Genomic DNA, 24,417 nt, shown 5'->3' on the forward strand with positions numbered 1-24,417 from the left:
GACGGTCACCTGCCTCAACGCCAAATCCCCTCCAACGCGCAGACGCATGAAATCAGAAGAGACCATCTTCGCGGAAGCCACCGAATTGCCGGCCGCCGAGCAAGCTGCCTTTGTTCGCGAGCAATGCGGTGACGACAACGCGTTGCAGCAGCGAATTGAAAACCTCCTCGCCGCACACGGTAGCATGGATAGTTTCCTCGACCATCAAGACTTGCAGGATACTTTGGTTCGCGATCTCAAAGCCAACGTTGGCGACGACATTGGACCGTATCGGTTGTTGCAAAAGCTCGGTGAAGGCGGGTTTGGCGTCGTGTTCATGGCCGAGCAACGTCATCCGATCCGGCGGCAAGTGGCGTTGAAAGTCATCAAGCCTGGCATGGATTCCAGCGCCGTCATCGCTCGCTTCGAAGCCGAACGACAGGCCCTGGCGATGATGAACCATCCGAATATTGCTCGCGTGTTCGACGGAGGCACCGTTGCCAGTGGCGACCGACCGTACTTTGTGATGGAGCTGGTTCAGGGTGTGCCGATTACCGAATTCTGCGACACGAATTCGCTTTCGACGACCGAGCGGTTGGAGCTGTTTGTGTCGGTCTGCAACGCGGTGCATCACGCCCATCAAAAGGGAATCATTCACCGCGACATCAAGCCCTCCAACGTGATGGTGACGCTTCACGATGGCAAACCGGTCGTCAAGGTGATCGACTTTGGCGTTGCCAAAGCGTTGCACCAACGGCTGACCGAAAAAACGATGTTCACGCAGTACGGCATGATGGTCGGCACGCCGCAATACATGAGCCCGGAACAGGCGGAGATGAGCGGGCTCGATGTCGACACACGTAGCGACGTTTATTCACTCGCGGTGCTGCTTTACGAATTGATGACTGGGGTGACGCCGTTGCAATCGGAGACCTTGCGAGCCGCCGGATATGAAGAGCTTCAGCGAATGATCCGTGAGGAAGAGCCGCTCAAACCGAGCCAGCGTCTGAGTTCGGCGGGTGAGCATCTGACGGTCCTCGCAAAACATCGCAGCATCAGCCCGGATCGGCTTCCCCGGGAAATTCGTGGCGATCTGGACTGGATCGTGATGAAAGGTTTGGAGAAAGATCGCCGCCGACGCTATGATTCGGCCAACGATTTTGCTGCCGACATTCAACGGGCTCTCGACAACGAACCTGTCGTCGCGGGCCCGCCTTCGCTGTGGTATCGCTCCAAAAAGTTCGTCTTGCGAAATCGCAGCGGAGTCGCCACCGGTGCGGCTGTCGTGGCGTTGCTGGCAGCGATCGGATTTGGGTTGGCGGCCAGTTGGAACCAGTACGCGGCCGAAAAACAGAAAGATGAAAACCGCCTCAACAATGCGGTCGACCAAGCAACCACAGCGATGCTTTCGGCGATCGAATTGTCTCCTTCGGATGAGCATTGGGCGAAAGCCGATTCACTCGTTTCTCACGTCCAGGGCTTGGCGGTAGATTCGTCCGCGGGGAGCTCATCGCGTGAACGAGCCGAAGGATTCCTGGGTCGCTACGAATCGGCTCGCAGGGATCGCAAGTTTGCGTTCGACCTGGAGGAGCTGCTGATTCGGCGCGCAACAAATCGTGATCTTGAGAGCTGGACGGCGATGGAGAACGAGTTTCGCCGCATCATGCGCGACCGCGGCTATGATCTCGACCAGCTTTCGCCAAGCGAACTTGCCGAGGAAATGTTTGACGACCCATCGAAAGTCAAGATGACGGACGGACTGGAGCTGTGGATCGCGACGCGTATGGAACTTTCCAGGCTTGGCGGACCCGAAATGGCTCAGGAAGAGGTCGAGCAGTGGACTGATGCGATGTGTGTCGTTGATCCCGATCCGTTGCGAACGGCGATCCGCAAAATTATTTTCAAAACTGCTCCAGCGGATGAAGTTTCGTTGGAAAGCATCGTTTCCAGTAGCGATTTGTCGCAATTTTGTCCTCGAAAGTTGTCGTGGCTCTCGGAGTCGTTTGACGCTGTTGGTTCGCCGAATCGATCCGACGAAGTGCAACAGTTCGCGCTGTCGCTACACGCCGGGGATTTGATGCTGAACTTTGAATACGCGACGGCGCTGTTGTCGCAAGGCAAGTACGAAACGGCAATTCGATACTTCATGCGTTGCACAGCGATTCGGCCCAAAGTGCCTGGCGTATGGCGATCTCTTGCGTCGGCGTATCTGCAAAACGGCGAATTGGACGCGGCGCGCCGAGCGCTCGACATCGCTATCGACCTTGATCCGCAGCACGGTACGGCTCACCTCGAGCGATCGAAAGTGTTGCTTCAGCAGGAAAGCTTCGCGGCCGCGATCGCGTCGTCAAAAACGGCGCTTTCCCTTAACGGAGACCTGATTGACGCCTGGCGACTGATCGGGCGGGCCAACATGAAGCTGAAGCAGTTCAGTCAGGCCCTGGTCGCGTTGGAAACGTATCAGCAAAAGGCGGGCGACTCGGCAATGCGAGTGGAAGACTGGCTGGTAGAATGTCGGCGAGAAATTGGAGCCACGATTGATTCGAATGCAACGGTTCGTTAGTTGAAACAGATCACGCAAATTCTGGACGCACTTGACTCTGGCGATTCCGCTGCGGCGAAGGATCTGTTGCCTCTGGTCTATGACGAGCTTCGTCGTTTGGCGGCTGCGAGATTGAACAACGAACGCGCCGATCACTCGCTGCAGGCGACGGCTTTGGTGCATGAAGCCTGGATGCGGGTCGTCGGTGACGCGGCAGACGATCGGAAGTGGAATTCGCGAGGTCACTTTTTCGGCGCCGCTGCAGAAGCGATGCGCCGGATCCTGATCGATCATGCGCGGGCAGCAAAAGCAGCCAAACGTGGCGGTGATCGGCAGCGAATTGAGCTCGACACGTGGAACCATCCCGCCGCGTCTGAGCCGGAGAAGTTGTTGGCGCTCGACGAAGCACTGGAGAAGTTGCAGCAGCAGGATTCGGTCAAAGCAGAGCTGGTCAAGCTTCGCTTTTTCGCTGGACTGACGATCAAGGAGGCCGCTGCGGCTCTTGAAATCTCCACAGCCACCGCGGAGCGTTCGTGGGCTTATTCGCGAGCCTGGCTGAAGACGGAAATGCAGTAATTGTTGCCTTTTCCCGGCTGCAAATTCTTTTTCAGATTTCCTGATGGAATCTGCGTACTTTCTCGCACTGATCTACAAGCAGGCTGTTTGTCGTGCTGCTTTGGGGCTGCTGCCTAAAAGCCGACGGCGATCCCGCCTAACGCCACTGCCACGATCGGCGGTCCTACGAATGCCACTGCGGCGAACAATTTTTCAACATTCCTTCCGAACGAAAACTCTCATGAATATCAACAACTCACTTCGAACCTTTCTATCAGTCGCAATGCTTTTTGGTATTCAAACCATCGCATCAGCTCAGGTCGCAACCAGCACGGAACCTCAAAACGCATCAACCAGCACGGTTGAAATCGTGACTGCCAAGGACATCAACTGGCAGGCTCTGAATCCAAAACGCGGTGACAAAGGCCCGCGAGCGGGAACGTTGTGGGGCGACCAAACCGGTGACCAGGCGTCTGGCTTTTTGGTCAAGTTCGTCGATGGTTTTTCATCGCCGCCGCACATTCACAACATCACCTATCGCGGCATCGTCCTCGAAGGCAATGTGCACAATGACGATCCGGCCGCCAAGCCAATGTGGATGACGAAAGGATCGTATTGGACTCAGCCTGCAGGCGAAGTTCACATCACGTCGTCCGCCGGAGCCAGCGTTGCCTATGTCGAAATCCAGTCTGGCCCTTACCTTGTCATGCCGCCAGAGTCAGCTTTTGATCGTGGCGAACGTCCAATCAACATCGACGCATCCAACGTAATGTGGCTCGACGCAGCCAACACGACCTGGATCAAAACAGGAACCACCGACAAAGCAACTCCTCAGTTGGCTTACCTTTTTGGCAATCCGAACGACGACCAGCCGAACGGTTCTTACGTCAAACTCCCTGCCGGATTCTCGGGAACAATCAAGAGCAACGGCAAAACGTTTCGGGCCGTGGTGATCGAGGGGCAGACATCAATCAAGGCCGGCGATGAAACAAAGTCGCTGCTCGCAGGAAGCTACTTCGGCTCCGACGGCGAGGCATCGCATCAGGTTTCATGTGACGCCGAATGCCTGGTCTATGTTCGCAGCGAAGGCAAATTCGAAGTCATCTGCGACTAGGCCGTTGGGGCTTTGTCGTTATGGCGAACTGCTCATGGATCGTGGCTGCCGCTTCAGCCTCAGTCGCCCTCGAACCTTCTGCGGACGAGCCGCGGCCACGATCCTTTTTCATAAGACCTAACAGAAAAGATCCAAACATGAATGGCAAAGTTGTGCTGATCACCGGAGCCAATCGCGGCATCGGAAAAGTCATCCTGGAAGAATCGCTCCGCCGCGGAGCGTCGAAAGTCTATGCGGCCGTCCGCAATCTGGATTCAGCCGATTCGCTGATCGAAGCACACGGCGAGCGAGTCGTCGCAGTTTTGGTTGACCTCAACGATCCCGATTCGATTGTTGCCGCATCCAAAACGGCCTCCGACGTCGATGTTGTCGTTAACAATGCGGGCGTGATGCACACCAGCGATCCGCTTGACGTCGACGCGATGGACAACTTGCTCGACGAGTTCAACGCCAACGTGGGCGGGCTGATTCGCATCGCCCAGGCATTTGCTCCCGTGCTCAAAGCAAACGGAGGTGGATCTCTGGTACAGCTCAATAGCGTTGCGTCTGTCAAAGCTTCCGCCAGGTTCGCGACCTACTGTGCGTCCAAAGCCGCCAGCTACTCGATCACGCAAGGGTTGAGTGAAACTTTGCGAGAGCAAGGCACGCATGTCGTCAGCGTTCACCCGGGTCCGATCTTGACCGACATGGCACAGTCCGCTGGCTTTGGTGATTTCGCATCCCCGCCGGTTCTGGTCGCCGAAGCCATCTTCGAAGCTATCGAAAACCGACGCTTTCACGCTTGGGTCGGGCCGCTGGCTCAGCTCGTCAGCCAACGATATCAGACCTTCAGCGATAAAGTCATCGAAGGAGATATGTCGGTGCTTCGAAACGAAGCGTTCGGCATCGGAGAACCAAAGACATCGCAGGATTCAGCAGGAGCTTTGTCATGAAAGAGAAAATGTTTTCTTCCGCCAGGTCTGCGATGCTGCTGATCGTTTTCCTGTCGATCATCTTTCTTGCCACCAGCCAAATCGCGTCCGCGAATCCGAATTTGGCTCAGGATGTCGCCAACGCTGCTGACGGGCTCAGCGGAAACTGGCTGCTTACCATCTTGATCGTCGCGGTCATCGCCTTTGTTGCCGGCGTCGTTCACAGTGGAATTGGATTCGGATTTGGCATCGTGGCGATCGGAGTCATGCCGCTGGTAATTGACGCGCGCCAAACTCAACTGCTGGTCAGCCTGCTGGCGATCCCGGTGCAGATTGGAACTGTTTGGGCCTATCGTCGCGGCTTCGCATGGCGGCCATTGTTGTATGCGTTCGCCGGAGCCATCATCGGGTTGCCGCTGGGGCTGTGGCTGTTCAAATCGATCAACCTTGACTGGCTGACACGAGGAACGGGTGTCGTGATTCTGTTCATGGTCGCGTGGTCGTTTTGGGTTCGGCGACTGGCCAGCCGTCGCGCTGCGGAAAATGAGATCGATTCATCCACTGAGCAGTCTGAGCCGACCGTCAATCCAGTCACGACTTTTGGTGTCGGGCTTGTTTCCGGATTCCTGATGGGCGCCGTGACGATGCCCGGCCCTCCCGTGGTCGCGTGGGCGATGCAACAGGACTGGAGCCAGGAACGATTCAAGGCTTTCGTGAATCAGTTCCTGTTGGCGTTAACGATTTTCAAGGTCGCGGCCCTGTTTATTACCGCAGAAGTCGGACAGCAGATCATCACCGAATCGTTGCTGATCTTCCCGGCGGCACTGATCGGCATCGCGGTCGGCAAGAAGTTCAGCGAACGTCTGTCGGCCGGAAGCTTCCGCACATTGGTCGCCGTCGGGCTTTCCATCGTCGCCGTATTACTGATCACCAAAGGCTCGGGTTAGTGCCAAAGGCAAGTCTGCTTTTGACATGGTTTTTGACGTGTCAATCGTCGTTTTGGATCACGTTTCCGGATGGTCGAACCGCGACGCGAATCGGACGTTGGTCACGGGCAAACTCGAAAGCATCTTGAGTCTCGTCAAGCAAAAAAGTTCGGGAGACGAGGCTCTCAAACGGATATCGAGTCTGGGCAGATTCGAGGAAACGCAACCCGAACGCAAGGTCTTCGGCCAGATAATTATGCAGACCACGAATCGTCAACATTTTGCGAACGACGGTTTCTGGGAGAAGCGGAATCGGTTCGGTTTTGAAGACCGATCCGGCTAGCAGGACACAGCCGCCAGTGCGAACCGAGTCCAACGCTGTGAGGACTGCAGCGTGGACGCCGGCGAAGTCCAGGACGATGTCGAAGCCGCGTTGCTGCGTCAGCGAGCCGGTCAGATTTTCCAAATCCGCCTTGTTGCTTGTCGAAACACATTCAGTTGCACCGAACTTTCGCGCCAAAGCGAGTCGATCGGAATCCACGTCCGCAACCACCACGTTTGCTGCTTTGGCGTCAGTCAGTTGAGCCGTCGCGGTGAGCCCGAGCATTCCTGCTCCGATGACAAGCACGTTGCTGCCTTCGATCCTGTGCGTTTCTGCAATCAAACGTGTTGCCGCGGAAACTGTCGCCGTCGCACAGTTCGCAGGACAGGCGACTTCATCCGACAGCGAATCGGGAACCCGAAAGATCGGCGTTCCTGGCACCAGAACGCAATAGTCCGATAGCCCTCCGGTTGGAGCGCCCGTCCCACGCGGTTCGTGTCCATATTTGAAAATTGATTCGCATTTTTGCCCCATCTTTCGATTGCAGAAGAAGCACTCACCACAACCAACAGCCATCGCCCATGTCACGCGATCGCCTTTCGCCAACGGGCTGCCATGGAAATCAGAGGGAGTTGAGCTTCCTCCCCAGGCGGCGACTTTACCGATGATTTCATGGCCCAGAACACATCCTTCTGGTGCGTCTCGCCGTCCGCAGAAAGTATGCAAGTCGCTTCCGCATATCGTGCAGCATGTGACTTCGATCAGAACCTGACCGGTTTCAAGTTTCGGAATCGAGATCGGACGTTTATGAAACTCCCGAGAGCTGGAGTTCAATTCGAAAGCGTAGTTGGCGTCCATTCACGTTCCAATTTTGGAGTGTTCGAGGTTGTTAAAAAAGGGTTAAGTTCGCCAGATGAGACCAGCGACAAGTTGATCGAAAGTCAACAATGTTTCAACATCTGTGAGTGGCGTCCAGCAGAAAACAGACTTAATCGCTGACGTGTTTGCGATTCGATAGAGGTCACGAATTGCACAACGACCTCGACCTGCTCCTGAGAATCTCGGCAACTGAATGGACAAACACTCAAGCTGGATTTCAAAACGACTTGAAAATTCAGGTCCGGTGACATTTTCAGCCTATTGCATCGCTGCGGCGTTCGGCACGTATTTTTGCATGTACGCCTTTCGCAAACCGTTCACCGCGGCCACCTACGAAGACACCGTGTGGCTGGGGATCGGATTTAAAACGATTCTTGTCGCTGCCCAGGTCGCAGGCTACACACTATCGAAATTCGTTGGCATCAAAGTTGTCTCTGAGATGCCGGCTCGTTACCGCGCGGTGTCCATTCTCGGCTTGATTGCGATTGCCGAGGTCGCGTTGCTGCTGTTTGCGATCACGCCGCCGCCGTGGAATTTTGTATGGCTGTTTGTGAACGGTTTGCCGCTGGGAATGGTGTTCGGGTTGGTGTTGGGTTTTCTCGAAGGCCGCAGGATGACCGAGTTGCTTTCAGCCGGATTGTGCGCAAGCTTCATACTTTCGTCCGGCTTCGTCAAATCAGTCGGCCGCGCGCTGATACAGAACCACGGAATCGATCCCTACTGGATGCCGTTTGTGACGGGGCTGGTTTTTGTTGTGCCGTTAGTGATTTTCGTCGGGCTGTTGTCGCAGATCCCACCTCCTTCCGCCACCGACGAGCAATTGCGAACCAAACGACAGCCGATGAACTCCCGGGACAGACGCAGTTTTGCCCGTCGGCATGCGTTTGGGTTGATCGGGTTGCTATCGATCTATGTGTTGTTGACGATCGTACGCAGCATCCGGGACGACTTTGCCGTTGAGATCTGGAGAGATCTTGGCGTCGCAGACGAACCTGACGTTTTCGCCAGATCCGAATTCTGGGTGATGATCGGTGTGGTACTGATCAGCGGATTGACGATCACGATCAAGTCCAATCGTATCGCGTTTCTCACGTCGATCGGTTTGCTGTGTGCGGGGTTTGCCGTGGTGCTGGGAGCCATTTGGGGTCACCAAACAGGTCGTCTCTCACCAATGCCTTTCATGGTTTTATTGGGGTTTGGGATGTACGTTCCGTACGTTGCATTTCACACCACCGTTTTTGAGAGGATGCTGGCTGCATTTCGCGAAACCGGCACGATCGGCTATTTGATGTATCTCGCCGACGCGGTTGGTTATTTGGGCTACGTCGCGGTAATGGTGTTCCGAAACACGACGTCCGGCCAGGGCAATTTGTTGAACTTGATGACTTGGACTTCGGTTGCGGTGTCATGCATTTCAACTGCGATTGCGATCCTGTTGGCGTGGCACTTTTGGCTCAAGATTCCAAAGACCTGCGCTGCAGCGGATGACTTGGGAGCCGCAAATGAGCTACCGCCTACCAATGAGCTGCCAGCCGCAAATGAGCTACCAGCTGCGAACGAAAGTTAACTCAATCCATTGCCGACGAAACGAGACAGGGATGCGAGGCCTGCGGTTCTAGAGCCTGGCGATTGAGCACGCGATCCTACGGCGGTACAATTCCGACTCTTCGACGTCAGCGTGCGGATCAAACGAATGCACGTTGTTGGCGTCGCTCTTTTTTCATTGAGTCAACTGTTGTGCCAGACCAAAGCCCGGGCGATTTGTGTTTGCTTGTCGTTGACGACGAGCCCGCGATTGCTGCCCTGTTTAAACATGTGTTCGCTGATTCCGAAATCTCGGTCCTGTCGGCTGGCACTGCCAGCGCGGCACTGGAGTTGATTCAGTCTGCGAAGCCCGATGCCGTCATGCTGGACGTAGTCTTACCGGACGCCGATGGCTTGCAGTTGTTCGAAACAGTCAAACAGATCGATCCACAGTTGCCTGTCGTCATCATGACCGGCGGCCAGGACGGACAGACCGCGATCTCGGCGATGCAACAGGGAGCGATGGACTACCTCGTCAAACCGCTTGATGTCCGGTCGCTGAACAAGGTCGTTCGGCACGCCATGGAAGTCCGTCGGTTGATGGTCGAGCCTGTGTCGATCGAACGAGCGGATTCAAATCGAACGGGATCGTCGATGATCGGATGCAGTCCGGCGATGCAGGAGGTCTTCAAGGCCATCGGACGGGTTGCGGCACAGAACATTTCCGTACTGATTCGTGGCGAAAGCGGAACGGGAAAGGAGCTTGTCGCGCGGGCGATTTTTCAGAACGGACTCCGCAAGGAGAAGCCTTTCATCGCCATCAATTGCGCCGCGATTCCTGAAGCATTGCTCGAAAGCGAACTTTTCGGACACGAGAAAGGCGCCTTCACCGGAGCCGATCGAAAACGGATTGGCAAGATCGAACAATGCGAAGGAGGCACGCTATTTCTCGACGAAATCGGCGACATGGAAGCTCCGCTCCAAAGCAAACTACTGCGAGTTTTGCAGGAGAAACAGTTCGAACGCGTCGGTGGCAGTGAGACCATTTCAGCCGACGTAAGAATTCTCGCCGCGACCCATCAAGGCATCGAAAAGATGTGCGAAAGCGGCAAGTTTCGTGAAGACCTCTACTATCGGCTCAACGGGTACACGATCAGCCTGCCTCCTCTGCGAGAGCGCGACGGCGACATTGAACTGCTGATCGAATTCTTTCGCCAAACCGCCAACGAGGAGCTTGGTAAAGAGATTGGTCGCATCGCGCCGGAAGCGATTTCGACACTGAAAAAGTACAGTTGGCCGGGCAATGTGCGGCAACTTCAAAGCGTCATCCATCAGGCAATTGTGCAGTCAAGCGGATCTGTTTTGCTGCCAGATTTTCTGCCTCCGCTGATCGAGAGAGAGTCTTCGCAGCCAGTTTTACCCACGGCAGCCGTTGACACTACCGATGCGGAACCGGCGTCGCACAGTACTGAACCCGTGGCAGAAACGCAGTCCGTTTCGGAGCTGATCGCGCGGCATTGTTCGCACCATTCAGCAACACTCTACGATGACGTGATCGAGGAAGTTGAGCGCGAGTTGATCGCGACGGTGCTGAACAAATGCGGCGGCAATCTCACGGAGGCAGCGAGGCAACTTGGGATCACACGGACGACGGTTCGAAGCAAAGTGAACAAGCTTGGCATTGGGATTCGAAAAGTCGTCGAATAACTGGGCCACCTTCGGCGTACTGGATCACACCAGATAGCTGAGGAATATCGACGCGCCGCTGAGCACCAGGAAAAACCCACACATGTCGGTGACTGTGGTCAGAATCGGTCCTGACGCGAGTGCCGGGTCGAGGTTCAAACGCCGCATCACCAGAGGCAGCGTACCACCGAGTGAGACGGCGATGATCGTGTTGAGCATCATGGCAACGCCGACCACCAGGCCCAGCCAAGGGTTTCCTTTCCACAGCAACGCTACCGAGGCGATCAGCAGCCCCAGCGCCAGACCGTTGATCAATCCGACGCTAATCTCTTTCAGCCAAACACGAACGACTTCTTTGGGCTCGACCAGCCCCAGCGACAGTTCTCGCATGCTGACCGCGACCGCCTGGTTGCCACTACAGCCCGACATGTCAGAAATGATCGGCAGGAAAACCGCCAACGCAATCACTTGCTCCAGCGTGTCCTGGTAGAACGCAATCACGCTCGCAGCGATAATGTTCAGCACGATGTTGATGCTCAGCCAACTCAGTCTTCTGCGGGCTCGCGTGACTGTCGGCATCGCGCGAATTTCTTCGCTGATCAGGCCCTGAGCTTTCTCGTAGTCATCCTGAAACTGCTCCGACATCGACTCTTCGACGTCACCTCGTCGCAGGACTCCCACCAGCAGATTGAGTTCGTTGACGACCGGAATGCCGAAGAAGCTGTGGGCGTCAAAAATCTGGTGAAGTTCAGGAAGCTTGGTGTGCGTGCTTACGAACAGAGGGTCCTTGATCATCAAGGTCGCAATTTTGACTTCGTCGCGAGAGACCAGCAAATCACGAAGCCGCAAGACTCCGATCAGGTGGTTCTCGACGTCAACCACATAGGCATACTGCACATCAAAGTCGGAAAATTCTTCGATGTTGTCGCGGAGACGCCCGATCACCTGACCCACGGTTTCGGTTTCCGCCACGGCAAAAAACTTGACCGTCATGATGCCGCCGGCTTCGTCGTCATCATAGGTCGCCAACAGCCGGATCGCTGACGCGTCTTCGGCTTCCATCTCCGAAAGAATCGCGTCCATCGACTCCTTCGGCAGCTCGCCTACAAAGTCAGCCTGCTCTTTTTTCGGCAGCTCTTCGAGAATATCCGCGGCCTGGGACGGATCGATCTCTTCCAGAATATCCCGGGCCTGGACTTCAGGCATCTCGTGGATGAAATCAGCAGCCTGCTCCGGAGCGATGTGCGTGACGAGCAACTGCTGTAGCTCTGACGGCAATCGGGACAGCAGCCGCGACCGGGACCTGGCGTCCATGTCTTCCAGCAAGCCCTGGGCGGCACCAAAGTCACTGGCTTCGATCTGATCGGTCAACGCGGCAAGCATCGCGACTTCGTCTACGTCTTTTTCTGTGGCTGCGTTCTCTGGTTCAGGAGTCATCGATCGTTTCCGAGGCTGCAAGTCTAACGTTGCGTTGAGTTTTGGATTCAGTGTTGTGACAAATAAAAAACACGGCCGACATCAAAACGATCGGCCGCGTGGTCATTTTTTCGCAATGACTATTTTTAGTCAAAATGCCGGTCGAAGCCCACCGTAGTCTTGCGATTCGATTCGCTCAGGCAAGATTGGAGTTACAAAGTCCTGCGGCTTGACCGTTAACACCGAACAGTTGACTTGTCGAATCACTCGTTCGGCCGCGTTGCCGACCAGCAATCCCGAGAGACCATTTCGGGCGACACTGCCCATGACCAGCAAGTCTGGATCGATCAGATCGACCGAGTTGAGGATGACTTCGTCTGGATCACCATCTGCGAGAACGATGTCGCTCGGGTCGATTGCTTTGCGGCTGGCGCGAACGAGCGATGCGATCTTCTCCTGAGCCAGCTTTCGTGTCTTTCGTGAATGCTGCTCGACTTTCCGCAACGATTCCCGGTCGAGAATCGGAAAGGCGGATGTGCGAGGCTGGAACGCGGCGACCACGTGCAGCCGGCAATCGAATCCGACAGCGACGGACGACGCGCATCGCAACAGTCGCTCGTTCAGCTTCATCTCATTCTCTCCAGCGTCCGGATTGAGTGCCACCAGAACCCGATGGCAGGCGTTTGGGCTGCGGTCTGGATGAGCCAGCCAAACGGGGATCGGACAGTATCGCAACAGCCTCATGTCGAGGCTGCCGAATACGACGTCACTGGCTTTCGCCCACGCTTCCTTGATGACCAGATCGTGACCTCCCGTGATGGCCTCGCGAACAATCTCCGCGGTCGGATTGCCACTCAGGATTTGCCCGGTCACGTGCTCTGTTGGAAACACGACGCCTCGGCTTTTCTCGCTGATCGCTTTCTTGCGATGGTAAGCCGGCGAGTCCTCGTATTCGTTTCGGAACAGCTCCTGCCAAAAAGCAGAAAGTGGCGGCTGAACGTCGACAACTTTTACGTGCCCGTTGGCCGGAACGATTTTGGCCGCCCACTCGAGGGCTTGTGTGGAATCGCGATAGGCGTCTTCAATGGCCAGGATTCGGTTGAAGATCGGATTCATGTTCGGGCACTGGGTGATGATGTTTTCGCGATTGGTCAGGGCTTTCCAATAAGAGCGGACAGCCTGCAACGTCGTCGATAAAGTGCACGAAGCGTGCCAGTTTGGATTGTTACGGCCTTCAGCGAAGGCGCAGAAAGTTGGTGGAAAGCGTTTGGTCTGCGCGAGCATTTACTGTTCACGAATCGGCTAAGTTCCTGCCGTCTTTCGATCCCGCCCTGCTCTCTGATTCTGCCTCCCGGTCTGTCGCGGCCAGCGGCAAATCGAAAAAGCGAACGTTTTCAATAGCTTTCTGCAGCGAGCGTGGAATCATGGCCAACAAAAATCTGGTGGGCCATGGTTTGGCATGCCCGATGCAATAGTGATTAGCCGTGAGTTAGTCTGCTTCGTCAGATGACGGCGGACAACGAACACGGCCCGAGTGGACCATTGCCGACAGATTCTCGGCTGGTGCCGCGGAGGCCGGGCGTCGCTGATCTTCAGCAAAGTTTGCAGTTCAATCGCTTGTTTGCCTTCGACTACGACATCGCAGGACCTTGTCCTGATCAACAGGATCGGCAACAGCGACAGGAACTCGAAATAGCCAAAAGATCGGCGACGCCCTTCGTTGGAAGGACTATTTCAAAACGAACACATGAAATCTGTAACAAGGATTTTGGAAATGCCAGCAACAACCAGCAAAACCAACAAGCGAACTGAAGCCCGTAAAAAAGCAGAGGCTCAAAAGGCCAAAAAGAAAGCAGTTCGCGAGACCAAAATCGCTGCCAAAAACAAGCCACTCAAAAAGGCCAAATCAGCGAAGCGTAAATAGCGTTCTTTCTGTCAAAAGTTATTGATTGTGTAAATCGAGTCAGGACATGAACCGTCTTTCAAAACGACAATCACTGAAAAAGTGGAACCATCATCCTCGTCAAAAGAACTCCAAAGGCTCTCGAGAGGAATCTCGAATCAAGCATAAGGATGTTCCCAGACGAAAATCCTGGAACGGTGAGGCCGGTCTGGCGACCGAATAAAACCTCTTCTTCCAGATCAACATTGCTTTGCCCAACGCTCTACCATGAGCCAGGCACTGAGCAATGATTTATAGACGACGCCGGCGATTCTGAATCGCCGGCGTTTGTTTTTGTACTGCCTGAGCTGTGTTGTGCTGACAGAAATTCAATCCGCTCGTAGCAACAAGCGTTGCTCAGTTGATGCCGTTGAGCAATGTCTCGATCACTTCGGCAGGAGCATCGGCGCCCAGGTAATTTTCGAGTTCCTGCAGTCCGCTGGGACTGAAAACGTTGACTTCCACGATCTTCTCACCGATCAAGTCCAGGCCCGAAAACCGAATGCCGTCTTGCTGAAGCAGGCTGGCGATTCGTTTGCAGAGTTCAGCCTGACGCTGTGAAAGCTCGACAACCGCTGCTGTTCCACCCAGCGAAATGTTGCTTCTCATCTCGCCAGCCGCAGGCGTACGTCGGATTCCAATCGGTCTTCCCGCGCCAACCAACGAGTCGTCGAGCGTCAACACGCGAATGTCTCCGTCGCTCGCGTCGGGTAAAAATTCCTGCACGATCAAGTAACCGGTTCGCCCAAGGATGTCGACGACCTGACGCGTGTTGAGCGATTCCGGACCGTCGATGAAGAACACGTCGCGGCCCTGGGAACCGATCAGGGGCTTGATCACCATCGGCCCGGCAAGTTCTTTGGCAAACGCCTGAACGCTGTTGAGCGAATGGCAAACCAGAGTCCTCGGGACAAACTCAGGCGGTAGGCAAACCGTGTACAGTTTACTGGTTGCTTTCTGCAATCCCTGTGGATGGTTGACGATGTTGACGCCGTTGTCGCTGGCCAATCTCATGACTTCCAATGCCAAACGGTGGGCCCACGATCGAGTATTGTCTTTGCCCGGGCTGGTGCGAATGAAAACCGCTTCGACGGAACCCAGATGCAACCGATTGCTTTTGCATTTCGACAAGCGGGTAGACAAGGTCTTCGAAGATTTAACGTCTTGCAGTTTCGGTAGCAAGATAGCTTCGGCGAACAGTTCAGACGCGTTTAAGGCCTGAAGGTGTACGACATCCGTCACATAAACGTCGTGGCCCTTTCTCTGACAAGCGGCCATCAGCGTTGCGTTGGTCCCGCCTTTTTTGACAGACCATCGATCATTCAGTAAGAACAGAATTGGTTTCATGTTTGTCGGCCTCTCAAGATTTTGCCTGGTTCATCACGAACTCAATTTGCACGAGTGATCCTCAAGAGAACAGCCGCTGATGGCAGAGAACTTTTGCTGTCCTGCTTCGTCCATCAGGACGCCCAGATGCATGATCCTGGCTCCGGTTTGGCCGAGTGGATTGATGCAGTGCCCGATGACAATGCCGTCTTCCGGCGAATAGTACTCTCGCATCAGATCGCCAAAGATGTTGACTTGCGAGCAGATCGGTTCGCCCTTGCTAACCCGATCGGTAACGCGATGCATGAACTTCATCATCCCGCCTCGTTCCGCGAGGACCCAGTAGGATTTCTTGCAAAGGACCGGCGGTTTGTGGACAACGAAGTTTTGCTGCTTGGTCGATACCATGCCGATGTGACGCAAAATTCTCCGGATGCCTTGTAGTGTTCGTTTGATCGGATTGCGTTGGAAAGTCTGCGGGTCGCAGATCTCAACCGTGATCGCCGGAATGCCCTGCTCTGCCGCGACGCCGCGAAGCGTATAGTCCGACGCCGGATTGTCCACGATGATTTGCGGTTGCAACAAGTAAGCCATCCGCGAGGTGACTGGATCGCTCAGGTCGGCACGTACGTACAGCGAATTGACACGGCCCTGACTGGCCGTGTGAAGGTCGACCAGGTAGTCAAAGTTGCTGGTGACGCGGTCGACCAGGTTGTAGGCGTAAACCTGCGAAAGTTTTCCGTTTGGCTTGCCGGGCATGATGTGATTCAAGTCCTGGCCATCGATAAATTCACGCTTCTCCGCCAACAGTCCGGGCATGTTCGCACCGATCACGCAGACGATGGATCCTTTGAGCGTTTTCAAATTGACTTTGTCCAGCAATTGGTGGATGACCGGGATGCCGTTGAGTTCGTTTCCGTGGAGCGCTGCCGTAATCCCGAAAATTGGACCGTCTTTCTGGCCGCGCGCAACCACGACAGGAACCTGGATGGGGCGGCCGATGCCGTTCTCAACGATCTCAATGAACAGCTTGGAAAACTGACCTTTCGGCAGCGATTCAATTTGAAGTTTGTCGACACGGGTGACATGTTTGACGTTTGCATACCCGTTGGGCATTGGTGTTTTGGTTGGACAGTTCAATTCAGTTTCTTTCGCAAAATACCGCGGAGGCGGAGGGTGATGAAGATTGTTTGGGAGGTGACCCGGTCCATCACATGACGGCACTTTTCTCAGGTTTGTCGAAACCCGATGATCGTCATGTCGTCAGGTTTCGAAGGAAGTGTTTCCGGAGTCTGCATTCTGTCCCGAGCCAATTGGATCAGCAGATTTGCCTGGCGGCCAAAGTGCCCGACGCGAATGACATCGATGATTTCTTCTGTCGTCAGATTGTCGAACAGTCCATCTGAACCGAGGATGAGCGTGTCTCTGGAAGCCATCTCAAACACTGGTCCCAGCTCAATTTTCATCTCCGTCGACCCGACGCAGTTGTTAATCAGATGTCGGTCTTCATGAATGATTGCTTCGAATTCGTCGATCATCCCGGCTTCGACAGCCATCGCGACGGGAGCATGCGCGATCGTCGAAAGCTTCAGCGTTCCCCGATTGCTGCACACCAACGCTGTCGCGTCGCCGACGTGGAATGTTCGAATGCTACGGTCAAGATATTCGGCCACGACAACCGTTGATCCGGCTCCGATTCCCCAGCCGAGCACTTCACGGTTGGCTTCCTCGATGGCGTCCAGAATCTGCGAACGAGCCGAATCGCCAGCGAAGTCCGAGGACTCCAGGTGATGAATGAGCGTTTCGACAATGCATTTTGCGGCCCGGTCGCCTGAACTCGCGCCGCCCATTCCATCGGCAACCACAAAGACGCCGTGTTCAGGGCTCAGCTCCACAACCGCAGCCGCATCTTCGTTTACGCTCGTTTTGTTAGGGCTGGTCCGTGAGAACGCGAACGCGTGCCCGCCGCAAAATTCAAACTGGGCAGGTTCGTCGTCGTGAGCCAACAACCACAGGTTCGATTTGGTAGAGGTGCTCATCGCCTGGCCTTTTTGAGATGACGAAGTGCTTTCGCATGCAAGGGCCCAAACTGTTCTTCCATTCGAATCGCATCCGAAAATCGATCGCGTGGTTTGGGCGAAATCGACTTTCGAATAAACGCAATCAAGTCCGGATGAACGTGTTTGCGGCGTAAATTGTTGGTGCCAGGAGCAGGCCACTCAAACGGATACTCCGGCCACTTTCCCGAGAGCATTCTGAAAATGATCAGGCCCAGCGAAAAAACATCCGAGCGCATCGAAGGCTTGCCCATCGCCTGTTCGGTCGACATGTGTCCAACCGTTCCCGTTCCCGATCCAGAGATCGTCATCGTGGCGACTTTGGCGATCCCAAAGTCCGCCAGGCGAAGTTGATCGCCTTCGAACACGATGAAGTTTTCTGGCTTGATGTCGCAATGAATCAGGCCGGCTTCATGAGCATGAGCCACACCGGCGATCATTTGTTCTGCAAAACCCAACGCGGTGGGAACCGACATGCGACGCATCAGGCGATCCTGAAGTGTTTCTTTGCCCAATCGCGTCGCGATGACCAACCGGTCGTCGATTATGCTGGCGTCTTTGAGTGTCAAAATGTTGGGATGGTCCAGCCGGGCGAGCAAGCGGACTTCCTGCCGGAAGGCCTCCATCAGTTCGTCGTCGACATAGTGTTCGTGAGGAATCTTGAGCGCGACTTGCGATCCTTCGATCGTGTCCAAGGCTGCGTACACTCTGGCGAAACCGCCGACGCCGATTAGCTTCTGCAGACGATACTTGCCCACCGACTGACGGGCTTTCAAGTTCGGTTTCGAACGCGGCAAAGCGTCGAACGCACGGGTTTTCTGTTCAGGCAACGTGTGTTCCATCAACGGACTCAACACTGTCAACAAGGAGGCTAAAGATCCGCCGGAGCAACGATTCGTCCTCGTCGGCGGCAAGCGACAATCTGCAACCAGTGTGCCACTGAGAAAATGTTGAATCAGACACGCCGATCGAAACCGGTTGAGCCGGAAAGCGGCAAATCAATGGCCGCGCCGGACAGAAATAGCGCGGCCAACCATCGATTATCCGGTCGGAGTCTTGTCTGGTTTCCGCTTTGGAATTGTCGCGAAACCGGAGTTGAATCCTGAGAGCTACGCGTGGTCGATCACCTGTTGCGCTACGGGCAGCCCGGGCAAATCCTGGACTTCTGATTCCCGATTCTTTCGCGTTTTTGCTGGCACCAGTTCGCGCATCAGCTCCAGTTTTCCAAAGCACAGAATCCGATCGCCGGCTTCAAGCAACCGGCTCTTCTTCGGATTCGGAACCACGGTTGACCCGCGGGTTAGAGTCAGAACGTTGATATCTTTCTCCTCAAAGCCCGCTTCGTCGATCCGTTTTCCAACGTAAGTTGAACCGTCCGGGATCGCCAGTTCGGTAACGCCGTACCCGCGGCTAACGGTCAAGCGTTGGCGAATGTCGATTTCGGGGAAATCGACGCGACCCGCGATAAAGTCAATCACCGCGCCGGCGATGTCCAACTGTGTACATTGCTCGATTCCCTCAAGGCCCGGAGACGAATTCACTTCCATAACCTGCGGACCGGTTTTGCTTTCCAGCATGTCGACACCGGCAACCCGCAGCCCCATGATTTGGGCAGCCCGGATCGCGGTTTCCCGGTAGTGATCATCAAGCTCAATCGCTTCGGTCAATCCGCCGCGATGTACGTTGCTGCGAAATTCCTGGCCTTGAGCCACGCGACGCATCGCACCGACAACTTCATCGCCAACGACGAACGCACGAACGTCTTTGCCTTTGCTTTCGGCAACGAATTTTTGAATCAGCACATTCTGTTTCTGGCTCTGCAACAGCTCGATAATGGCTTCCGCCGACTTCTCGGTTTCGGCCAGCAGCACGCCGATTCCCTGCGTGCCTTCGATCAGTTTAATGATTACCGGAGCCCCACCGACGCGTTCAATCGCTGGCAAAACATCCTGTTTTTCCCGGACGAAAGCTGTCGCCGGGATTCCAATTCGGTGCCGCGAAAAGATCTGCAGGCTGCGAAGCTTATCGCGAGAATTTGAGATGCCGGCCGAAGAATTCGTCGTGTAAACGTCCATCTGCTCGAACTGACGAACGACAGCGGTTCCATAGTAAGTCAACGAAGCGCCGATGCGAGGCAGGACAGCGTCGAGTTCGCCGAGCTGTTTCTGATGGTAGTAGAGTTCAGGCGAGCTTTCTTCGAGGTCAATCGCCAGTTTTCTGGTGTTGATGACCTGGACGTCGTGTCCGCGTTGGTCTGCCGCTTCGACCAAACGTCGAGTGCTGTAGCATTTGGGAGCGCAGGAGAGGATGCCAAGTTTCATTGGTATTGTTTTTCTGTTGTGTGCGAAAGAAGTGCGAGTCGATGGCAGCGATCGGGCCGCGGGATTGAACTGCCGTTTGAATTGGAGGCTCAGGTTCGAGCCGAAGTTTACGAGCTTCCGGTCAGGATTTTGGTGTGAGCTTCTTTTTCTTTTTAGGTTTCTGGTGTCCGTTGTAGTAAGAACCTCCAGAATCAACGAGGAACCGTCTGCGGGTTGCCTGCCGTCCCAGCAACATACGGAAGCCCATTTCACTTCGGTTGGCCAAAGTAAGTTCTATCGGAAAGTCTTCGTCGAGCAGCCTGAGCGTCGTTTCGATCACATAGCGCCGGTTTTGCTTTCCACCCGAATTTTTGACCAATCGCGAATCGAGAATTTTGGCTTCCGCGGAAACTACTTTCTTGTTCGAGTGCTGGTCAGGGCAAACTTTAAATCGAACCCACTGTTCGTCTCCTTTGGAGAACTCTTCGATTCGATAGGCATGAAGCGAAGAGGATCGAGCGCCAGTGTCGACCTTGACCTTGATCCTTTTGACGCCAAGGTCAGGTAAAGCGATGAACTCACGCCAGCCGATGACGGGCAAGTCCTTGATGTTTCGTATCTTTTTAGCCATGAAGTATCCTGTGGACGTTCTCAAATCACCGGTCGCGATACCGCGAGGCAACTGGTTTACCGTATGCTCGCAATCGCCGTGCCAACGCGGACTCGGCCGTTATAAGCTTTGTCGGATTGCCGCATCTTACGGCAAACAACGCTCCGTGCCCGGTGACTTATTGCCCGGTTCGACCAGAAACTTGCCGCAGGTTCAAGTCGGAATTCTGACTTCGAATGATTGAATCAAGCCAGCGTTCGCGGGCATGCGATTTGCAAGGGACAATTGCAATAGTCAGGATTCAGAATCCTGTTCGGCTACCGAATCCAGACAATCATGGTCTGGCAACGACCAAAGCCTGATCGCGACGCGTACATCCTGCCCGCATCGATCAGCCATCGCGAAACGAGCCGCCAAACGAGGCGACAACCGAGTGAAAAATGGTTAGAAATGTCCTTTTGTCTCGACGCGACGGCAAGTCATCGTGGAGCTTTAGCACGGTCGGCAAAGAGTCGCAACGAGAATCAGCTATGCCTCAAACCCTCGTCTTCGATTTCACCGACTTGCCACAACACTCCATTGATCGGCAGGTTACCTCAACCGAGCAAATCGCAATTCTGTGCGGGCTCAATCGACGCACATCTCGACGTCTTGGAAAAACAGTGTTCCTGATTCTGTCAGACTTTCCTCCCGAAACGTTGCTCGAAAACTCGGTACGCTTCACCGAATCCGATCTCAGCACGTCGCTCGAATTCAACTTCTCGACTCGGCCACAGGAGATTGCTGCGGCCAACAACGCCACGGACAAGAAGCTGGGAAGCTTGCGCCGGGCCGGCGAAAAGTTCGCGAACTTTCGGCTGACTGGTTCGCCGGACGAGGGTTTCGAAATTCAGTTTTCTGAGCAGCTGCCAGTAGGCTTTGAAATCCCACAAACTCGAATCCTTAAAAACTGGGCCCGCGTCGTAACCAAGGGCGACTGGGAAGAAGCGTTTGGTCTGTTGAGCAAGTCGTACAATAGAAATCGCACCAGTTTGCACCAACTTCGCGACCGAATGTTGATCCGCAAAGAAGTACTCGGGAAAGGCAGTGAACAGGCCGAAGCCATCCTGTCGCTGGTCGCGAGCAAGTCCGACAATCCGGTGCTGATTCTTGATTCTGTTGGCGTTGCGGAATGGACCAACCGTGCGTTTTACAAACTTTCCGGCATTGAGGTTGACGAGTCCAATCGTCTTTCAGCGTTCAGTCTGCTGTTTGGCGAACGGACTGGAGGCGATGCGGCGACCGAGTTCGAAAAATCGTTAACGTTGGGCCGAACGTTTAGCTTGGAGTATTCCTGGACTCCGATCAAACGCGACGAACATCACGACGGCCCCGACCACGACCCCATCTGGATTGAGTTTCAGGTGACGCCGGTTCGCGACGAAAACGAAAAAGTAGTGCGCTGGATTGCGATCGGGGCTGACATCACCAAACGGCGACAGGCTGAGCTGGCGATGCTTGCGGCGAAGGAAGTCGCTGAATCGGCGAACAGGGCCAAGAGCGATTTTCTGGCCATGATGAGCCACGAAATTCGTACGCCGATGAACGCGATTATCGGTATGACGGAACTGACATTGGGAACACAACTGACGATCGACCAGCGTGAGTGCTTGACCACGGCGAACAACTCGGCTCAATCGCTGTTGCAGATTCTCAACGACATTTTGGACCTGTCCAAGGTCGAAGCCCAACGACTGGAACTGGAGCAGGCTGACTTTAACGTCGCCGACGTGACACGGGAAACGCTTGATACCCTTGGAGTCCTCGCGCAGCGCAAAAGCCTTGCCCTGCGATGTAACTTTCCGCTCGACATCCACCAGCAACTGGTTGGCGATTCGATGCGATTGCGACAGGTGCTGGTCAACCTGGTGGGCAACGCGATCAAGTTTACTTCCTTCGGCCACGTCGACGTCAACGTAGAACTGCTTGACGAAACCAACGATGAAATTTCCCTGCACTACGCCGTTCAGGACACTGGTCCGGGAATTCCCGAAAGCAAAACCAGCCGCATTTTCGAAGCGTTTTTCCAGTCAGATACTTCTGTCACTCGTAACTTTGGTGGAACTGGCTTGGGGCTTGCGATCACTTCGGAGTTAATTCGATTGATGGGAGGCAGGATTTGGGTCGAGAGCAAACTGGGAAAAGGCAGCACGTTCCATTTCGTTGTCACGTTTAAAAAATCAAACCGCACCTTCGTCTCACTCAGTCCCGACGCTGGCAAACAACTGGCAGGCAAAAAGATTTTGGTGATCGACAACAACGAGGCAAACCAGAACGCGATCGGTCGCTGGATGAACCATTGGGGTGTCGAAACCGAGTTCGCGTTCAGCGGAAATGAGGGCAAGCGAGTTTTGCACGAAAACGCACGGCGATACGACCTCGCGATCGTCGACGCGGTGCTTCCGGACATCGATGGTTTTGCGGTCGTAGAGTCGTTGCTTGAGCCGGAATCGAACAACACGACGCCGGTCCTGATGTTCTCGTCGGATGACCGAAACGCAACGATTGAAAGGTGCCGCGAGCTGGGAGTTCAGGCTTGGTTGATCAAACCTGTTTCGCCAAAAACCCTGTTTTCTTCGATTCAATTGACTTTGGGGACCGATCAGAACTCGCTGGCAGGATTGGCGAACGGAACCAGCGGCGGAGACAGTATCGAAAGGTCAAATGTTTGTTTAAACGTTTTGGTCGTCGATGATCACGCTTCAAATCGAAAGCTGATCGGGGAGATTTTACGTCGTCGCGGGCATCAGTGGCGTGAGGCTGCTGACGGGGCAGGCGCGCTCGCGTTGATCGTGCAGGAAGAGTTCGATGTGGTGCTGATGGACGTCCAGATGCCAGAGAAAGATGGGCTTGCCGTGACGGCAGAGATTCGAGATTTGCCAAACGAGAAAGCTGTTCTGCCAATCATCGCGGTTACGGCCTACGTGACTGAAGAAGATCGACAACGTTGTCTGGACGCTTCGATGGATGACTATCTTTCCAAACCCGTCAGCGTCAAAGACTTGATTGAGAAAGTGGAACGCTGGGGCAATACCGTTCGCTCGGATTTTGATTTGCAGCCTGACGAATCGCTCGACAATCAACTGCTCATTCAGGACGCACCCGATTGGGCAACTCAGATCACTCAAGCGATTGTTGTGGCTGAAGAATCGACCGACACTGACGAAAAACAAATCGTTGCAACTGGTGAGACCGCGCAAGCCGCAGCGTCGGGTGTGGCGATGGAACCGTTTGCCGAAGCCCTCGAAAGGTTTGGCGGCGATCAAGAACTGTTGCGGATGCAGATCAGCTTTTTTCTGGCCGAGACGCCGGATCTGATTCAGTCAATTGAAAAAGCGATTCACGATCGCGACGGCAAAGCGTTGCATCATAACGCACATCGTCTGAAGGGACTGGTTCGAACTTACGATGACGAATTGGCCGCCGAACTGACTGGGAAGCTTGAGGAGATGGGACGTGCAAATTCATTTGATGATGCGGAATCAACACTTGTCCTGCTTGCATCGCGCGTCCAGGATTTGAGTCAGCGGCTGGAACGTTGCCATGCGTCGTTTGGCAGTTCCTGAGATTTGACGGACATCGCCGAACCCGCCAAAGCGAAATTCTGCATACGAACGGAGAGCTTTGATCGACAGCGATCCTATTGGTATCGAGCCAAAAACATCTGAGCAGTTTCCTTGGCAACCTTGTTGCGTCGGCGAGGCGTCAATCGAGCCTCTCCACGAATCAGAGGTGGCCAAAATGCAAACGACTTCAGCAATCCGGTAAACTGCCACGCTGCAAGTTGGACGTCCGACATTTCGGTCAGTTCGCCGGCGGCTTTCGCCTGCTTCAACCAACGAACGATGTGCCGAAGAAATCGCTTATGATTGATCGACTTCGCGACTTCGGGTTCTGCGATCACACGGGACAACCCGGCTCGCGCCAAATTCTGAATCGGACCTGAAGCCATCAGGTCAATCTCGGCACGCGCCAACGCGATTAGCTGTTCCGTTAGATCAGATTCCGGATCGTAGTCCTCGTACGGAACGCTGTCGGACCGGTCAATCATCTCGTCAACGATCGCCTCAAACAGCGCCTCCTTGCTGTCGAAATGCTTGTAAAGCGTGCGTTTGCTGACATTTGCCAAGTCGGCAATGTGATTCATGCTCGTCGCGTAAAAGCCCCGTCGACTGAAACCTTCGACGGCTGCCTCGACGATGGAGGCCCGTTTTCGATCAGTCAGGCGGATATTCAAGACAGCGTCCGGGGATGAGAAAAGGAGGTGTAGCACAAGTTTGAAAATGTAA

Annotated in this window: 19 protein-coding genes; 9 read left to right on the plus strand and 10 right to left on the minus strand. The window is 54.7% G+C overall.

Going from position 1 to position 24,417, the window contains the following annotated elements:
* Positions 1-46 precede the first annotated feature (46 nt).
* From MFFC18_RS01110 to MFFC18_RS01130, 5 genes are all read left to right on the plus strand, one after another.
* Positions 47-2,542 carry a serine/threonine-protein kinase gene (locus tag MFFC18_RS01110; RefSeq protein ID WP_075082591.1) on the plus strand — a complete coding sequence of 832 codons (2,496 nt, stop codon included), beginning with the start codon at positions 47-49 and terminating at the stop codon, positions 2,540-2,542.
* Positions 2,543-3,097 (plus strand): ECF-type sigma factor, encoded by a 555-nt coding sequence (locus tag MFFC18_RS01115; protein ID WP_075082590.1) that lies wholly within the window; start codon positions 2,543-2,545, stop codon positions 3,095-3,097.
* A 220-nt stretch (positions 3,098-3,317) separates the two neighbouring features.
* Entirely contained in the window at positions 3,318-4,190 is an 873-nt protein-coding gene (locus MFFC18_RS01120) for a DUF4437 domain-containing protein (RefSeq protein WP_075082691.1), read from the plus strand.
* A 137-nt stretch (positions 4,191-4,327) separates the two neighbouring features.
* The gene (locus tag MFFC18_RS01125; RefSeq protein WP_075082589.1) at positions 4,328-5,122 is read left to right on the plus strand and encodes an SDR family oxidoreductase; all 795 of its coding nucleotides are present in this window, start codon (positions 4,328-4,330) and stop codon (positions 5,120-5,122) included.
* Positions 5,119-6,048 carry a sulfite exporter TauE/SafE family protein gene (locus MFFC18_RS01130; RefSeq protein ID WP_075082588.1) on the plus strand — a complete coding sequence of 310 codons (930 nt, stop codon included), beginning with the start codon at positions 5,119-5,121 and terminating at the stop codon, positions 6,046-6,048. Before MFFC18_RS01125 ends, MFFC18_RS01130 begins: the two co-directional genes overlap by 4 nt.
* 40 nt (positions 6,049-6,088) lie before the next feature.
* Here MFFC18_RS01130 and MFFC18_RS01135 read toward each other — a convergent pair whose 3' ends face one another.
* Positions 6,089-7,207: a zinc-binding dehydrogenase gene (locus MFFC18_RS01135; RefSeq protein ID WP_075082587.1), complete on the minus strand. Its 1,119-nt coding sequence runs from the start codon at positions 7,205-7,207 to the stop codon at positions 6,089-6,091.
* Between the two features lie 214 nt (positions 7,208-7,421).
* Between MFFC18_RS01135 and MFFC18_RS01140 the strand changes: the two genes are divergently transcribed.
* Both MFFC18_RS01140 and MFFC18_RS01145 read left to right on the plus strand, forming a co-directional pair.
* Complete coding sequence (locus MFFC18_RS01140; protein ID WP_238381174.1) at positions 7,422-8,795, plus strand: DUF5690 family protein; 1,374 nt, start codon at positions 7,422-7,424, stop codon at positions 8,793-8,795.
* A gap of 170 nt (positions 8,796-8,965) precedes the next feature.
* Positions 8,966-10,459: a sigma-54-dependent transcriptional regulator gene (locus tag MFFC18_RS01145; protein ID WP_202907496.1), complete on the plus strand. Its 1,494-nt coding sequence runs from the start codon at positions 8,966-8,968 to the stop codon at positions 10,457-10,459.
* A 24-nt stretch (positions 10,460-10,483) separates the two neighbouring features.
* Here the strand turns inward: MFFC18_RS01145 and mgtE are convergent, their stop codons facing one another.
* Together mgtE and MFFC18_RS01155 are read right to left on the minus strand one after the other, a co-directional pair.
* A complete protein-coding gene (gene mgtE, locus MFFC18_RS01150) occupies positions 10,484-11,875 on the minus strand; it encodes a magnesium transporter (protein WP_075082586.1) in 1,392 nt (463 codons plus the stop codon).
* Between the two features lie 129 nt (positions 11,876-12,004).
* Positions 12,005-12,970 (minus strand): universal stress protein, encoded by a 966-nt coding sequence (locus MFFC18_RS01155; RefSeq protein WP_162273907.1) that lies wholly within the window; start codon positions 12,968-12,970, stop codon positions 12,005-12,007.
* Between the two features lie 658 nt (positions 12,971-13,628).
* Between MFFC18_RS01155 and MFFC18_RS24710 the strand changes: the two genes are divergently transcribed.
* Positions 13,629-13,778: a hypothetical protein gene (locus MFFC18_RS24710; RefSeq protein WP_162273906.1), complete on the plus strand. Its 150-nt coding sequence runs from the start codon at positions 13,629-13,631 to the stop codon at positions 13,776-13,778.
* A gap of 375 nt (positions 13,779-14,153) precedes the next feature.
* Here the strand turns inward: MFFC18_RS24710 and MFFC18_RS01160 are convergent, their stop codons facing one another.
* The 6 genes from MFFC18_RS01160 to MFFC18_RS01185 all read right to left on the minus strand — a co-directional run bounded on the left by MFFC18_RS01160 (position 14,154) and on the right by MFFC18_RS01185 (position 20,110).
* The gene (locus tag MFFC18_RS01160) at positions 14,154-15,143 is read right to left on the minus strand and encodes an ATP-grasp domain-containing protein (RefSeq protein ID WP_075082583.1); all 990 of its coding nucleotides are present in this window, start codon (positions 15,141-15,143) and stop codon (positions 14,154-14,156) included.
* Between the two features lie 33 nt (positions 15,144-15,176).
* The gene (locus MFFC18_RS01165; protein ID WP_075082582.1) at positions 15,177-16,238 is read right to left on the minus strand and encodes a succinylglutamate desuccinylase/aspartoacylase family protein; all 1,062 of its coding nucleotides are present in this window, start codon (positions 16,236-16,238) and stop codon (positions 15,177-15,179) included.
* Positions 16,239-16,351: 113 nt separating this feature from the next.
* Complete coding sequence (locus tag MFFC18_RS01170) at positions 16,352-17,161, minus strand: PP2C family protein-serine/threonine phosphatase (protein ID WP_075082581.1); 810 nt, start codon at positions 17,159-17,161, stop codon at positions 16,352-16,354.
* Positions 17,158-18,009, minus strand: coding sequence for a serine/threonine-protein kinase (locus tag MFFC18_RS01175; RefSeq protein ID WP_238381173.1), 852 nt, complete (start codon positions 18,007-18,009; stop codon positions 17,158-17,160). Before MFFC18_RS01175 ends, MFFC18_RS01170 begins: the two co-directional genes overlap by 4 nt.
* A gap of 279 nt (positions 18,010-18,288) precedes the next feature.
* Positions 18,289-19,500, minus strand: a complete 1,212-nt coding sequence (locus MFFC18_RS01180) for a RimK family alpha-L-glutamate ligase (protein WP_075082579.1) — start codon at positions 19,498-19,500, stop codon at positions 18,289-18,291.
* Between the two features lie 121 nt (positions 19,501-19,621).
* Positions 19,622-20,110, minus strand: a complete 489-nt coding sequence (locus MFFC18_RS01185) for an ATP-dependent zinc protease family protein (protein WP_084416828.1) — start codon at positions 20,108-20,110, stop codon at positions 19,622-19,624.
* 509 nt (positions 20,111-20,619) lie between these two features.
* Between MFFC18_RS01185 and MFFC18_RS01190 the strand changes: the two genes are divergently transcribed.
* The gene (locus tag MFFC18_RS01190) at positions 20,620-23,694 is read left to right on the plus strand and encodes a hybrid sensor histidine kinase/response regulator (RefSeq protein ID WP_075082577.1); all 3,075 of its coding nucleotides are present in this window, start codon (positions 20,620-20,622) and stop codon (positions 23,692-23,694) included.
* A gap of 74 nt (positions 23,695-23,768) precedes the next feature.
* Here MFFC18_RS01190 and MFFC18_RS01195 read toward each other — a convergent pair whose 3' ends face one another.
* Positions 23,769-24,365, minus strand: a complete 597-nt coding sequence (locus MFFC18_RS01195) for a TetR/AcrR family transcriptional regulator (RefSeq protein ID WP_075082576.1) — start codon at positions 24,363-24,365, stop codon at positions 23,769-23,771.
* Between the last annotated feature and the right edge of the window lie 52 nt (positions 24,366-24,417).

Source organism: Mariniblastus fucicola, assembly GCF_008087665.1.
GTDB classification, from domain to species: Bacteria; Planctomycetota; Planctomycetia; order Pirellulales; family Pirellulaceae; genus Mariniblastus; species Mariniblastus fucicola.

Coding starts and splice junctions, on each gene's coding strand:
- MFFC18_RS01185 (WP_084416828.1), bottom strand. CDS start 20,110: ATGGCTAAAAAGATACGAAACATCAAGGACTTGCCCGTCATCGGCTGG.
- MFFC18_RS01170 (WP_075082581.1), bottom strand. CDS start 17,161: ATGAGCACCTCTACCAAATCGAACCTGTGGTTGTTGGCTCACGACGAC.
- mgtE (WP_075082586.1), bottom strand. CDS start 11,875: ATGACTCCTGAACCAGAGAACGCAGCCACAGAAAAAGACGTAGACGAA.
- MFFC18_RS01120 (WP_075082691.1), top strand. CDS start 3,318: ATGAATATCAACAACTCACTTCGAACCTTTCTATCAGTCGCAATGCTT.
- MFFC18_RS01135 (WP_075082587.1), bottom strand. CDS start 7,207: ATGGACGCCAACTACGCTTTCGAATTGAACTCCAGCTCTCGGGAGTTT.
- MFFC18_RS01140 (WP_238381174.1), top strand. CDS start 7,422: ATGGACAAACACTCAAGCTGGATTTCAAAACGACTTGAAAATTCAGGT.
- MFFC18_RS01180 (WP_075082579.1), bottom strand. CDS start 19,500: ATGAAACTTGGCATCCTCTCCTGCGCTCCCAAATGCTACAGCACTCGA.
- MFFC18_RS01155 (WP_162273907.1), bottom strand. CDS start 12,970: ATGAATCCGATCTTCAACCGAATCCTGGCCATTGAAGACGCCTATCGC.
- MFFC18_RS01130 (WP_075082588.1), top strand. CDS start 5,119: ATGAAAGAGAAAATGTTTTCTTCCGCCAGGTCTGCGATGCTGCTGATC.
- MFFC18_RS01160 (WP_075082583.1), bottom strand. CDS start 15,143: ATGAAACCAATTCTGTTCTTACTGAATGATCGATGGTCTGTCAAAAAA.
- MFFC18_RS01165 (WP_075082582.1), bottom strand. CDS start 16,238: ATGCCCAACGGGTATGCAAACGTCAAACATGTCACCCGTGTCGACAAA.
- MFFC18_RS01125 (WP_075082589.1), top strand. CDS start 4,328: ATGAATGGCAAAGTTGTGCTGATCACCGGAGCCAATCGCGGCATCGGA.
- MFFC18_RS01110 (WP_075082591.1), top strand. CDS start 47: ATGAAATCAGAAGAGACCATCTTCGCGGAAGCCACCGAATTGCCGGCC.
- MFFC18_RS24710 (WP_162273906.1), top strand. CDS start 13,629: ATGCCAGCAACAACCAGCAAAACCAACAAGCGAACTGAAGCCCGTAAA.
- MFFC18_RS01190 (WP_075082577.1), top strand. CDS start 20,620: ATGCCTCAAACCCTCGTCTTCGATTTCACCGACTTGCCACAACACTCC.